The sequence below is a fragment of the Alistipes timonensis JC136 genome (genome assembly GCF_900107675.1).
Taxonomy (GTDB): Bacteria; Bacteroidota; Bacteroidia; order Bacteroidales; family Rikenellaceae; genus Alistipes; species Alistipes timonensis.
This window is the reverse complement of sequence record NZ_FNRI01000005.1, coordinates 1-13,511: the sequence shown is the minus strand read 5'-3', so window position 1 is coordinate 13,511 and position 13,511 is coordinate 1. Positions and strand designations below refer to the sequence as shown.

Annotated in this window: 6 protein-coding genes and 1 pseudogene; 6 read left to right on the top strand and 1 reads right to left on the bottom strand. The window is 59.7% G+C overall.

Annotation, left to right across the window (positions count from 1 at the left end):
* The first annotated feature begins 201 nt into the window (after positions 1–201).
* The 6 genes from BLU78_RS07665 (at position 202) to BLU78_RS07640 (ending at position 13,166) form a co-directional block, all read left to right on the top strand.
* Positions 202–3,705 (top strand): SusC/RagA family TonB-linked outer membrane protein, encoded by a 3,504-nt coding sequence (locus tag BLU78_RS07665; protein ID WP_010260098.1) that lies wholly within the window; start codon positions 202–204, stop codon positions 3,703–3,705.
* 13 nt (positions 3,706–3,718) lie between these two features.
* On the top strand, positions 3,719–5,473 hold the full coding sequence (locus BLU78_RS07660) for a RagB/SusD family nutrient uptake outer membrane protein (protein ID WP_010260095.1): 1,755 nt from the start codon (positions 3,719–3,721) through the stop codon (positions 5,471–5,473).
* Positions 5,474–5,497: 24 nt separating this feature from the next.
* Positions 5,498–6,373 (top strand): endonuclease/exonuclease/phosphatase family protein, encoded by an 876-nt coding sequence (locus tag BLU78_RS07655; protein ID WP_010260091.1) that lies wholly within the window; start codon positions 5,498–5,500, stop codon positions 6,371–6,373.
* 6 nt (positions 6,374–6,379) lie between these two features.
* Positions 6,380–8,605: a DUF5689 domain-containing protein gene (locus BLU78_RS07650; RefSeq protein WP_010260088.1), complete on the top strand. Its 2,226-nt coding sequence runs from the start codon at positions 6,380–6,382 to the stop codon at positions 8,603–8,605.
* Between the two features lie 76 nt (positions 8,606–8,681).
* Positions 8,682–10,778, top strand: a complete 2,097-nt coding sequence (locus BLU78_RS07645) for a beta-glucosidase family protein (protein WP_010260087.1) — start codon at positions 8,682–8,684, stop codon at positions 10,776–10,778.
* A 171-nt stretch (positions 10,779–10,949) separates the two neighbouring features.
* Positions 10,950–13,166 carry a sodium-translocating pyrophosphatase gene (locus BLU78_RS07640; protein WP_010260084.1) on the top strand — a complete coding sequence of 739 codons (2,217 nt, stop codon included), beginning with the start codon at positions 10,950–10,952 and terminating at the stop codon, positions 13,164–13,166.
* A gap of 63 nt (positions 13,167–13,229) precedes the next feature.
* Here the strand turns inward: BLU78_RS07640 and BLU78_RS07635 are convergent.
* Positions 13,230–13,511 (bottom strand): annotated as a pseudogene (locus tag BLU78_RS07635) (MFS transporter); the annotation flags it as partial.

Below are 13,511 nucleotides of genomic sequence, written 5' to 3'. Positions count from 1 at the left end.
TGAAAACCATTTGCCTATGACGAGCTGACGAACTTGAAAAAATTGGGACGGATGTTCCTACCACCCGCCCCATGACTTAAAATTAGACCTTATCGTAGATAATACTACGAATGATGAACTTTAAATCGTTACAAAACTATGAAATTTTTTGGACAATCCGATGGCAGCGCCCCGCACAAGCGGCGATTGCCTGTAAAAATCATGTCCTTATTCATTTTTCTGTTTGTGTCCGTCGGGGGTGTTTCCGCCGCCAACCCGCCCGTGACGATTCATCTGAAAAATGTCACTGTCGCCGAACTGCTGCGGCAGATCGAGGCGCAGGGGAAGTACTCGTTTGCGTATAACAACGCCGACATCGACCTGACCCGTGTCGTTTCCGTCGATGCGGAGGCCTGGCCCATCGAGCGGATCGTGTTGAAATGTATTCCCGACGTTCTTGTGAACGTCGAGCGGAACAAGGTGATCCTGACGCCGCGGCGCGGTGCGCAAGTTTCCCCCCCCCGCAAAATTTCGGGCAAGGTCGCGGACGCTTCCGGTAATCCCGTCGTAGGTGCCACCGTCCTGCTCAAAGACGGCGAAGCGGTCCGGGGCACCTCCTCCGGGTCGAACGGAGCCTTCGCTTTCGACTCGTTCAGCCTTTCGGACAAGGCCGCGCTCGAAGTGTCGTTCATCGGGTTCGACACCTACAAGGCGGCGGTCGGCGCCCGGACCTTTTTCGACGTGGTCCTGACCTCCGCCCAGCAGAGCATCGACGAAGTGGTGGTGGTCGGTTACGGCGTGCAGAAGAAAGCCAACCTGACCGGAGCCGTCGCCACGGTGTCGCAGAAAGAGCTGAAAGACCGTCCCGTGTCGAACGTGGGCCGCGCCTTGCAGGGTGTGATTCCCAACCTCAACGTAACTCTCTCCTCGGGGCAGCCCGGAGCCGGCGCGTCGTACAACATCCGCGGTACGACTTCGCCCAACGGAGGCAGTCCGCTGATTCTGATCGACGGTGTGGAAACCTATCCCGACCGTATCAACTCGAACGACATCGAGTCGATCACGGTGCTGAAAGACGCCTCCTCGGCCGCGATCTACGGTGCCCGCGGCGCGTTCGGCGTCATTCTGATCACGACCAAGAGCGGGCGGTATAACGAAAAGGCCGAGGTGTCGTACAACGGTTATTTCTCCGTGTCCAGTCCCACGACCTCGACCGATTACGAAACCCGCGGCTACTACTCGGCCAAGATCGCCGACTTCTTCATGATGGCGACCCAGAACACGCCCTACACCTCCTACACCGAGGCCGATTACAAGGCGCTCTGGGAGCGGCGCAACGACAAGACCGAGAACCCGGCGCGTCCGTGGGTCGTCACCGACAACCGCAACGGCCGTCAGCAGTATGTCTACCTGGCCAATTTCGACTGGTATAACTATCTCTACGACGACAGCCGCCCGACGTGGGACCACAACATCAACATCAAGGGCGGTTCCAAGGCGCTGTCCTACATGGTCAGCGGACGTTACTACCAGCAAAAGGGCGTCAACCGGCTCGAACCTGACATGTTCAAGTCTTACAATTTCCGCGTGAAACTGCAGGCCGAGATCAAGCCGTGGCTGACCATCGCCAGCAACACCAAATTCTTCCAGTCGAATTACAGGTATTACGGATACGAGGACGAGTACAACAATTTCCGCAAGCCCACGCTGCATGCGCTGGCGTCGTTCGTGCCGGTGAATCCCGACGGAACGGCCGTGTCGCATACTTCGATGACGCAGTCCTCGACCCACTACGTGATGGACGGATACAACGCCATGATGCAGAAGGGCAAGAGCTTCGGCAACAAGAAGACCCAGGAGATCACCACAACGTTCGAGGCCACGTTCAAGCTGCACCGGGATTTCAACGTCAAGGCCGATTTCAGCTACACGCAGGGCTACCTGCACAACGACTACCGCAGCGTCAACGTCCAGTATTCGCAGTATCCGGGCGAGGTGATGACCGAACCCGAAGGCAGTTTCCCCAATAAATACAAGGAGGTCGTCTGGGATCAGAACTATTATGTGGCCGACGTTTACGGAACCTACAACCGGACCTTCGCCGAGAAACACAACCTGACGCTGATCGCCGGTTACAACTATGAGGCCAAGTATTTCCGCGATCTGACGGCGGCCAACGACGGCCTGCTGTCGGAGGACCTCTCGGACTTCAACCTGGCCAAGGGCACCACCAACTTCACGCTCAACGGAGGCCGCAACGAATACGCCATCATGGGCCTCTTCTACCGGGCGGCCTACGATTACAGGGGCAAGTATCTCTTCGAGGTCAACGGCCGCTACGACGGCACCTCGCGCTTCCCGCGCGGCAAGCGTTACGGCTTCTTCCCCTCGTTCTCTGCGGCTTACCGCATCAGCGAGGAGCCTTTCTTCGAGCCGTTGCGCAAGGCGGTGGACAATCTGAAAATCCGTCTTTCCTACGGTTCGCTGGGCAACCAGCAGATCGGCTACTACGATTTCATCCAGACCGTCACGACCAAAGGCTCGATGAGCGACTACTCGTTCGACGGGACGACGCTCGGACAGCATGCCACGGTGAGCGATCCCGTGTCGGGCAACCAGACCTGGGAGAAGGTTGTGTCGAAAAACCTCGGACTCGACCTCAATATGTTCAGCAACCGCCTGTCGCTGACGGCCGATTTCTACATCCGCGACACGAAGGGCATTCTGGGCAAGGGCAAGTCGCTGCCGTCGATCTACGGAGCGGGCGAACCGCAGGTCAACTCGAACAACCTCCGCACGAAGGGCTACGAACTGGTGCTCGGCTGGCGCGACTCGTTCGAACTGGCGGGAAGCACTTTCAGCTACGGCATTACGGGATCGTTCTCGGACTATACGGCCAAGTACACCAAGTGCGACAATCCTTCGGGGCTGATCGGCGATCCCTATGTGGGCAAGAAGTACGGCGAGATTTGGGGCTATAAGGTCGACGGGCTGTTCCGCACCGACGAAGAGGCTGCCGAATACGCTTCGAAAGTCGATCTTTCGACCGTCGCCGCGGGCTACTATTCGGCGACGGGAGCCTACGGCAAGGGCGTTCGTGCGGGCGACATCAAATACCTCGACCTGAACGGCGACAACATCGTCAACGGCGGCAAAGGCACGCTGGAGGACCCGGGCGACCGCCGCGTGATCGGCAACTCGTCGCCGCGTTACCAGTACGGAGCGACGCTGAACTTCTCGTGGTACGGATTCGACGTGTCGGTGTTCATGCAGGGCATCGGCCGGCTGGACTGGTATCCCGGAGCGGACAACCTGCGCTTCTGGGGTCCTTACTGCCGTCCCTATGCGACTTTCATTCCAAAGAATTTCATGAGCCGGGTGTGGAGCGAGGAGAACCCCGACGCCTATTTCCCGCGTGCCCGCGCCTACACGTCGCTCAATTCGACGCAGGGCACGGCCTACTACACCAACGACCGTTACTTGCAAAATCTGGCCTACTGCCGTCTGAAAAACCTCACGATCGGCTACACGATTCCCCGGCGGCTGACTTCGAAGGTCGGCATCAAAGAGTGCCGCATCTATTTCAGCGGTGAGAATCTCGCCACATGGTCGGCGTTGGAGAGCGATTTCCTCGATCCCGAGCAGGCGGCCGCCGATTCGGACAAGAAGTCGAATGTCTATCCCTGGTGCAAAACCTACTCCGTGGGTCTGAACTTAACTTTCTAATGCGACTGCCGTTATGAAAAAAATCATTCTTTATATCTTTTCCGGTGTTGCGGCGTGCGGCTTCTGCGGTTGCGAGGATGCGCTCGACCGTTTCCCGAAAGACCGGCTCACACCCGATAACTTCTTCCGCACGGAGGAAGAGTGTCAGCTCTACACCAACGATTTCTACACGATGTTCCCCTCCGCCGGGACGATCTACGGCGAAACGGCCGACATCATCGCCAAGACCACGCTTACGAGCGAGGTGCTGGGCAACCGCACCGTTCCCGCTACGGCGAATACCTGGAAGTGGGAGAAACTGCGCGACATCAACTTTTTCCTGCAACACTCCTCGAACTGCCCGGACGAGCACGTGCGGCTCGAATACGAAGGTCTGGCGCGTTTCTTCCGGGCCTGGTTCTATTTCGAGAAGGTGAAATATTACGGCGACGTGCCCTGGGTGGACCGTCCGATCGACGCCAGCGACCCGTTGCTCTTCGAGAAGGGCCGCGATCCGCGGGAACTGGTGATGCAGAAGGTGATCGAGGACCTCGACTTTGCCATCCTGCACCTGCCTGCCGAAAAGGATCTTTACCGTGTGACCCGCTGGACCGCGCTGGCCCTCAAAAGCCGGGCCTGCCTGTTCGAGGGGACCTTCCGCAAGTATCACGGATTGACCGGTTACGAGTCCTATCTCACGGCTTGCGCGACGGCTTCGAAACGTTTCATCGACGAGAGCGGTTACGGGATCTACACGACCGGGAGCACGCCTTATCTGAATCTTTTCTCGTCGCTCAAAGCGATCGACACGGAAATCGTCCTCGCCCGGGCGTACAACACGGCCATCGGCCTGAAACACGACGTGAACGGTTACCTCACCAGTATCACGATGGGGCGTCCGGGGCTGTTGAAGAACATTGCCAATATGTATCTGATGAAAGACGGTACGCCCTTCACCTCGCAGCCCGGCTGGGAGACGATGCAGTTGCCCGACGAGAGCCGGAACCGCGACGGCCGCTTCGCCCAGACGGTCCGCACGCCCGGTTACAAGCGTGTCGACGACACGGCCGAATCGGCCCCGAACCTCGCTGCGACGATGACCGGCTACCAGTTGGTGAAATACCTGCAGTCGGCCAAGTACGATTCGTACAACGCTTCGACGAACGATCTGCCGTTGTTCCGCGCTGCCGAGGTGCTTCTCAACTATGCCGAGGCGAAAGCCGAGCTGGGAACGCTGACCCAGGACGACATCGAACTGTCGATCAACCCGCTGCGCGAGCGGGCCGGTGTCGCTGACCTCTCGCTCGCGGAGGCCAACGCCCATCCCGATCCCTACCTGGCTTCTGCGGAGACGGGCTACGCCAACGTGACGGGCGACAACAAGGGTGTGATTCTCGAAATCCGCCGCGAACGCACCGTCGAACTGCTGATGGAGAACCTGCGCTATTGGGACATCATGCGCTGGAAGGAGGGTAAGCGTTTCGAAAAACCTTTTAAGGGGCTTTATTTCCCCGGTACGGGAAGTTACGACCTGAACGGCGACGGCGTGGACGACGTGTGCATCTGGTCGGGATCGAAGCCTGCGACCTCGGCGGCGACGGTTTACGAACTGAACAAGGAGATCTTTTTCAGCGAGGGCGACCGCGGCAACATCATCGTTCATACCGACTATGTCCGTACCTGGAACGAAGAACGCGACTATCTCTATCCCGTTCCGACCGACGACCGGGTGCTGACGCAGGGCGCCATCACCCAGAATCCCGGCTGGAAAGACGGACTGAATTTCTAAACGGAAACCTAAACACGAACTACCATGAAAATCACCAGATTCATATTGTCTGCTTTATTCGGCTGCTGCCTGGTCCTCTCCGCAGCGGCGTGTTCCGACCTGTCGGGCGACAACTCCGATTTCAATTTCGGGGACATGACCTCCGACGAACCCGAGAACCCCTATGACGGGCAGGGGTACGACCGCCTGCCCAACTCGGTCCGGCTGGCGACCTACAACACCCACCGCTGCGAGGGTTGGACCCAGAACTCTGGGACCGACCGTGCGAACTACAACAATACGGCCAAGGTCATCTCGCTGATGGACCCCGACGTGATCGCCTTGCAGGAATTGGACAAGAACACCACGTGGCATCCCACCGACCAGCTGAAGGAGCTGGCCGACCGTACCGGGATGCGGCCCTATTACTGCAAGACGATCGATTACCGCGGTGGTGACTACGGTATCGGCATTCTCTGCAAGACGGCGCCTAAAAACACCTATGCGGGCGACTTGCCGGGAGAAGAGCCTCGCAAGTTCTTCCTGGCGGAGTTCGACGACTATATCTTTATCGCCACGCACTTCTGCCACAAGTCCGATGAGAACCGGCGGCGGTCGTTCGAGATTATCACCGAATATATCGCCGCCAATTACACCTCCTACATGAAGCCGATCTATCTGGCGGGCGACCTCAATACGTCGAAAATTCCGGAAACGGCGCTCGAATCGTGGAAGATTATCAGCACTTCGGCCAATACTTTCGTGAATACCTCTTCGCCGTCGCGCATTGATTATGTGCTTGTCTATACAGGCAATTCGCCGTCGTACGAGGTGCTGCGCACGGCCGTGCCCTCGTATGAGGAGATCAATGTGATGAAGGTTTCCGACCACCTTCCCGTACTGGTAGACCTCAAAAAGTAAGCGATTATGAAAAACAGACTTTCAAACAGCTTTTTCCGAACGGCGGCGGCCTTCGCGCTGCTGCTTTCGGCCGGGTCGTGCAAGGACGACGTGGCGCTGCCGATGCAGTCGATCGCGCTGGATACCCATGCGATCCTCGCCCCGTCATTCGGCACGACGCTTTCGTTCGAGGTCAGGGCCAACTGCGACTGGCAGATATCCGTCACGGGCGACGACACGTCGTGGGCGCAGCTCTCGCGTTCCGAGGCGACGGGCACGGCGACGGTGGCGGTGGCGATCGGCGAAAATGCGACCTCTGCGAGCCGCTCGCTCACGCTGCGTGTCGCGGCCAAGCGCAATGCTGCGGTGGCCGAGGAGCTGAATTTCGTGCAGGCTTCCGCTACGTCCGAGGGTTACCTGAGCGTTCCCGATCTGCGGACGCTGGCCGCCGACGGCGACTACACCGTGACGCAGGAGGTGAAACTCCGCGGCATCGTCGTGTCGAGCGTTCAGGACAACAACTACTTCGAGAACTGCCTTGCGCTCCAAAGCGACCTGAAACCCCGCTGCGGCATTACGCTGCGCACCGACGAAACGCTTTACCGCAATCCGGGCGAAGAGTTGGAGATCGACCTGAAAGGCGCCGTGGTGGGCGTGAACGCCGAGACCGGCGTGATGGAACTGAAACCCGTTTCGGACGACCGGGTGGTGCGCTCGGAAACTACGCAGGTGACGCCCGAGGCGTTGCCGGTGACCTATGCCCAGCTCGCGTCGGGCGACTACGAGTCGATGTACGTGTCGCTCGACGCACAGGTGGTGGTCAGCGACCTGAACAAGGTGCTGAGCGACAACGTCACCGTGCAGACGGCCGACGACGAGCGTTTCACGCTCTATGCGCGGCAGAACAGCACGTTCGGCATCGACGCCGTGCCGGTCGGCAGCGGCCGGCTGTGCGGCATTGCGGGCGTGTACGACGGGAACAGCGTCGTGATGCCTTGCACGGCGGCGGATTTCGCGGCGATGAACGCGCCCCGTTTCGACGGCGGCATCACGCTTCCTTACGTGCTTTCGATCATGACCCGGACGGCGACCAACGGCGACGGCAAGTATGTCTATTACTCCGGTTCGAACAGTACGGGTTCTATCGACGGCGTTTCGGTGACGGCGATGGACGGCACGGGCGCCAACATCACGGCCAAACTGAGCTCCTCGGGAGGCAATCTGGGTTTCCGTTACTGGACCGAGTCCAGCGGACACCACAATCTGCCGATGAAATCGTGGCAAGAGCTCGATCAGAACTACGCGCTGCTCACATTCCCGCTCAACGAGACCATTGACGGGCCGTTCCGCTTCTCTTTCGGATGGAGCGCTTCGGGATCGGCTCCGGCAAATTGGTATCTGCGTTATTCGAACGACAATGTCACCTGGTATACGCCTGCGCCGACGGATGGCCCGCATTTCGTGATTCCGCAGGGCAAGACGGTCGGCGGCGGCAAGAATTTCTTCTACTGGACGATCGACATCGCGCCGCAGATTCCGCTCGAACGTCGCGGAACGCTTTATATCCGCATTTCGCCTTACGACGGAACGCGCGTGGACCGCAGCGGAGCGGCGATCGGCAACGGCGGCGAGATCCGTCTCCACTCGTGCGCGGTCGTGGAGAAGGTTCCCGTCTTCAATACGGAGAAACCCGCGGGAGCGGTTTATTTCGAACCGTTCGACAACCTGACGACGGGGCTCGACTACCGCCACGGCGACAAACTGGCCGCGATGCTCAACTTCTGCGGCAGCGACATTTCGGTTTGGGATGCGGCGGTGAAGAACGGCCTTTCGGGCACGCATGTCCGCCAGCGTCCGGGTTATGCGCAGATCGGTTTCGTGGAGACGCAGACCGTGGCTCACGGCTCGTATACGAACAACACGGGCGCGCTGATGACCCCGGCGTTCGGAGCCTCGGGAACCCTTACGCTGTCGTTCGACGCAATGGCCTATAAAAATGCGTCGGTGTTCAGCAGCAGCGGCGCGAAGGATCTGAAAGGCGATCTGAAATCGGTGGTCGTCGAGGTGATCGGCGGCGGAACGATCGACGGGGCGGCGAAGAAGGTCGTGAGCGGCCTGACCTATACCGAGTTCAACCGTTTCTCGCTGACGATCGACGGGGCGACGGCTTCCACGGCCGTGCGTTTCACGAGCGAACCCGCTTCGGGAGAGTTCTCCCGCTGGTTCATCGACAATATCTGCGTGACGAAATAGAGAACTTAAGAAACCGGGAGAGAGGGCCGGAGTGTTTTCCGCCCCTCCCTCCCTTTTTGAAAACAGACTGATAGTTATGATACGGAAAATTTTGTTGTCCCTGGCGGCCTGCTGTGCCGCCGCCGGACTCTTCGCACGGCAGCCTGTCGCCTGGGATGAAGCCTACCGGCAGGCCGATTCCCTGATCGCCCGGCTCAGCCTCGACGAAAAGATCGATTTTGCACGCGGCTATTCCTCGTTTTTCTTCTACGGCGTTCCGGAGAAGGGTATTCCCTATCTCTATCTCTCCGACGCCACGCAAGGGGTTCATCTGCGCAACAACCTGCCCGACTCCACGATGGTCCGCCAGCTGGAGCGCTCGACGGCCTTTCCCTGTCCGATCATGCTCGCCTCGTCGTTCGATCCCGAGCTGGCTTTCCGTTATGCGGAAGCCGTGGGGGAGGAGTGCCGTGCGGGAGGTATCGAAGTGCTGCTGGGACCGGGGCTGAACATCGCCCGCAATTCCCAGTGCGGCCGCAATTTCGAATATTTCGGGGAGGACCCGCTGCTGACTTCTGTCCTCGCGGCGGCCTATGTGCGGGGAATGCAGTCGACGGGGACCGCCGCCTGCCTGAAACACTTCATCGGCAACGAAACGGAATTTTACCGCCGCCGGTCGAATTCATTGATCGATGAACGGGCGCTGCACGAGATCTATATGCCTCCGTTCCGCGCCGGTATCGAAGCCGGTGTGGCCTATGTGATGACCTCCTATAACCAACTCAACGGGGAGTGGGCCGGTCAGAACAGCCGTGTCATCGGGGAACTGCTGCGCGGCGAGCTCGGATTCCGGGGATGCGTGATGAGCGACTGGAGCTCCGTGTACGACACGGAAAAAGTCGTCAAAAGCGGTCAGAATGTGGAGATGCCCGGCCGCCGTGAGTTCGTTGAAGAGGTGCGGGAGCTGCTTCGCCAGGGGCGCATTACGGAAAAGGATCTGGAACGGATGATCCGGCCCAACGTCGCCACCGCCGTCGCTTTCGGGCTTTACGACCGGGTGAAATACCGTCCCGACCTGCTCGACCGCTTCCCGGCGCATGCCGAAACGGCCTGCGAAGTTGCGGCGAAAGGCACGGTGCTGCTGCGGAACAACGGGATTCTGCCGTTGGCCGCCGGCCGCCGGATTCTGCTCACCGGACGCTTTATCCGGGAGATACCCCGCACCGGAGGCAGCACCTCTTCGTCGGCCGAAGTACTGGGATACGATAATGTTTCGCTTGCGGATGCTGTCCGTGCGGAATTCGGCGATGCCGTGCAGGTCGTGGAACGTCCCACGCGGGAACAGCTTGCGGCTGCGGATGTCGTCCTGCTTTCGGCGGGAACGATCGACGTGGAGTCGTTCGAGCGTCCGTTCGCCCTGCCGAAGGAAGAGGAGGCATTTATCCGCATGTGCGTCGAAGCGAATCCGAACACGGTCGTGCTGGTCAACTCGGGGTCGGGAATCCGCATGAGCGGCTGGAACGACCGGGCTGCGGCGGTGATTTACGGCTGGTATCCCGGCCAGAACGGCATGACGGCCCTGGCGGGAATACTCTCCGGCAGGATCAATCCTTCGGGGAAACTTCCGATCACCATCGAACGGGAGTTTGCGGACTCTCCGGCCAAAGGGACGATGCCGGCCGGTGCGGAGTTTTACAACAAGGCGCCGCGGGCCTATAACGAGAAGCTGATCCGAATTTATGACATCGACTATGCGGAGTCCGTATTGGTGGGGTATCGCTGGTATGAAACCAAGGGTATCGAACCGCTCTATCCGTTCGGATTCGGACTTTCCTATACGACTTTTTCGCTGTCGAAACCCCATGCGGCGAAGCGGTTTCCGGCAAAGGGCCCGCTGACCGTTCGTGCAGTCCTGACTAACACGGGCCCTCGCTCCGGGGCCGAGGTCGTGCAGCTCTATGTCTCGCAGCGGAATCCCGCGGTCGTGAGGCCGAAGAAGGAGCTGAAAGCGTTCCGTCGGGTGGAATTGGCTCCGGGCAGGAGCGGGGAGGTCGAATTCGAGCTCGATCGCAGCGCCCTGGCCTATTGGGACGACCGGACGCACGGCTGGCGCGTCGATCCCGGAGAGTATGTGCTTTCGCTGGGAACTTCGTCGGCGGATATTGCGGTGGAGTTGCCCGTGACTGTGGAATAATCATCCGACAACACCCCGCAGGTTTCGGAACCGGCGGGGTGTTGATGTCTTAAAAGACAAAATAATGGCTGTTCCGGCACTTTTATATCCCGTCCGTTACAACGGTCGGGATATTTTTATATATTTGTTTCTGACTGTGACTGAAAAGCAACCAACCAACTGTTTTATGATATGAACATTCCTTCGATTTTCTGGATCGTACCCGCTGCGTCCGTCATCGCCCTGGGCTTCGCCTGGGCGTTCTACCGCCTGATGAAGCGCGAGGACGAGGGTACGGAGCGTATGCGTGAGATCGCCGGGCATGTGCGTAAGGGCGCCATGGCCTACCTGCGTCAGCAGTACAAGGTCGTCGGCATCGTCTTTGTCGTGCTGGCGCTGTTTTTCGCTTATCTGGCCTACGGTGCCGGGGTGCAGAACGGCTGGGTGCCTTTCGCCTTTATCACGGGCGGATTCTTCTCGGGACTGGCCGGTTACTTCGGTATGAAGACCGCCACCTATGCTTCGGCCCGCACGGCCAATGCCGCGCGGCAGTCGTTGGACCGCGGCCTGAAAGTCGCTTTCCGCAGCGGCGCGGTGATGGGTTTGGTGGTCGTGGGCCTCGGTCTGCTGGACATCTCGTTCTGGTACGTGATCCTGACCTGGTTTGTCGATGCCGCAGGGCCGCAGAAACTCGTGGTCATCACGACGACGATGCTGACCTTCGGCATGGGCGCCTCGACGCAGGCCTTGTTCGCACGTGTCGGCGGCGGAATCTACACCAAGGCGGCTGATGTGGGCGCCGACCTGGTGGGCAAGGTCGAGGCGGGCATCCCCGAGGACGATCCGCGCAATCCCGCGACCATCGCCGACAACGTGGGCGACAATGTGGGCGACGTGGCCGGCATGGGCGCCGACCTTTACGAGAGCTATTGCGGCTCGGTGTTGGCCACGGCGGCGCTGGGCGCTGCGGCTTTCTCTTCGGTCGGTTCCGAGGAGCTGCAGATGAAAGCCGTGATGGCTCCGATGCTGATTGCCGCGGTGGGCATCCTGCTTTCGATCATCGGCATCTTCCTCGTCCGCACGAAGGAGGGGGCCACGATGCGCGAACTGCTGCGATCGTTGGGCGTGGGCGTCAATTTCAGCTCGCTGCTGATCGCCGTCGCCACGTTCGGCATCCTCTACCTGCTGGGCGTCGAGAACTGGGTCGGGTTGTCCTTCTCGGTCATCACGGGCCTCGTGGCGGGCATCATCATCGGGCAGGCCACGGAATATTTCACCTCGCACTCCTACAAACCGACGCAGAAGATCGCCGGAAGCGCCCAGACGGGGCCTGCCACGGTCATCATCGCCGGTATCGGTTCGGGTATGATCTCCACGGCCGTTCCTGTCATCACTATCGGTGTGGCGATCATTCTGGCTTACCTTTGCGCCATCGGCTTCGACGTGCAGAACATGATGGCTCCGCAGAATATGTCGCTGGGACTTTACGGCATCGGTATCGCTGCCGTGGGCATGCTTTCGACGCTGGGCATCACCCTCGCCACCGACGCTTACGGCCCCATCGCCGACAACGCGGGCGGCAATGCCGAGATGAGCGGCCTTGGTCCCGAGGTCCGCAGGCGCACCGATGCCCTCGACGCCCTGGGTAACACCACGGCTGCCACGGGCAAGGGCTTCGCCATCGGTTCGGCGGCCCTGACGGCCCTCGCGCTGCTGGCTTCGTATGTCGAAGAAATACGCATCGGACTGATGCACAACGGCGTGACGATGCTCGAAATGTCCGACGGGTCGATGCGCTTCATCCAGGACGCCTCGATCCTCGATTTCATGGAATACTACCGCGTTTCGCTGATGAATCCCACGGTGCTGGTCGGCGTGTTCATCGGCGCGATGATGTCGTTCCTCTTCTGCGGCCTGACGATGAATGCCGTGGGTCGCGCGGCTCAGAGCATGGTGGAGGAGGTACGCCGCCAGTTCCGGGAAATCAAGGGCATCCTCACGGGCGAGGGAACTCCCGATTATGCCCGCTGCGTCGAAATTTCGACCCGCGGAGCGCAGCGTGAGATGCTGTTCCCGAGCCTGCTGGCCATCATCGTTCCGGTTGCCGTCGGCCTGATCTTCGGCGTGGCGGGCGTCATGGGACTGCTCGTGGGCGGCCTGAGCTCGGGATTCGTGCTGGCGGTCTTCATGGCCAATGCCGGCGGAGCGTGGGACAACGCCAAGAAGATGGTCGAGGAGGGCCACTATGGCGGCAAGGGTTCCGACTGCCATAAAGCTACGGTCGTGGGTGACACCGTGGGGGATCCCTTCAAAGACACTTCGGGTCCGTCGCTCAACATTCTCATCAAACTGATGTCGATGGTTTCGATCGTGATGGCGGGGTTGACGGTGGCTTTCCACCTGTTCTGACGGTTCCGGCTATTCGTATTAAAACAATGGGAGCGCAGTTTCATAACTGCGCTCCCATTGTTTTTATCCTATCTCGGCCGATTTCTTTTGGTTCAGCAGGGGCAGTATGAACGATATCACAGACGCCGCGATCCAGAAGAACGCGACGGGCCCGAAGTCGTAGTGCCTGGCTCCGTCAGCCGTTACCGATATGTTCGCATCGATAAGCCACCCTGAGGCCACGTCCTGAATTCCTGCGGCACAGTAGGATGCCATTCCGACGATTCCCAGTGCGGCTCCCGTCGCCTTCCGGGGCACGATATCCACGGCCATCAGCCCTCCGAGGAAGCAGATCAGCACGCCGAT

Coding starts and splice junctions, on each gene's coding strand:
- BLU78_RS07655 (WP_010260091.1), top strand. CDS start 5,498: ATGAAAATCACCAGATTCATATTGTCTGCTTTATTCGGCTGCTGCCTG.
- BLU78_RS07665 (WP_010260098.1), top strand. CDS start 202: ATGTCCTTATTCATTTTTCTGTTTGTGTCCGTCGGGGGTGTTTCCGCC.
- BLU78_RS07650 (WP_010260088.1), top strand. CDS start 6,380: ATGAAAAACAGACTTTCAAACAGCTTTTTCCGAACGGCGGCGGCCTTC.
- BLU78_RS07645 (WP_010260087.1), top strand. CDS start 8,682: ATGATACGGAAAATTTTGTTGTCCCTGGCGGCCTGCTGTGCCGCCGCC.
- BLU78_RS07640 (WP_010260084.1), top strand. CDS start 10,950: ATGAACATTCCTTCGATTTTCTGGATCGTACCCGCTGCGTCCGTCATC.
- BLU78_RS07660 (WP_010260095.1), top strand. CDS start 3,719: ATGAAAAAAATCATTCTTTATATCTTTTCCGGTGTTGCGGCGTGCGGC.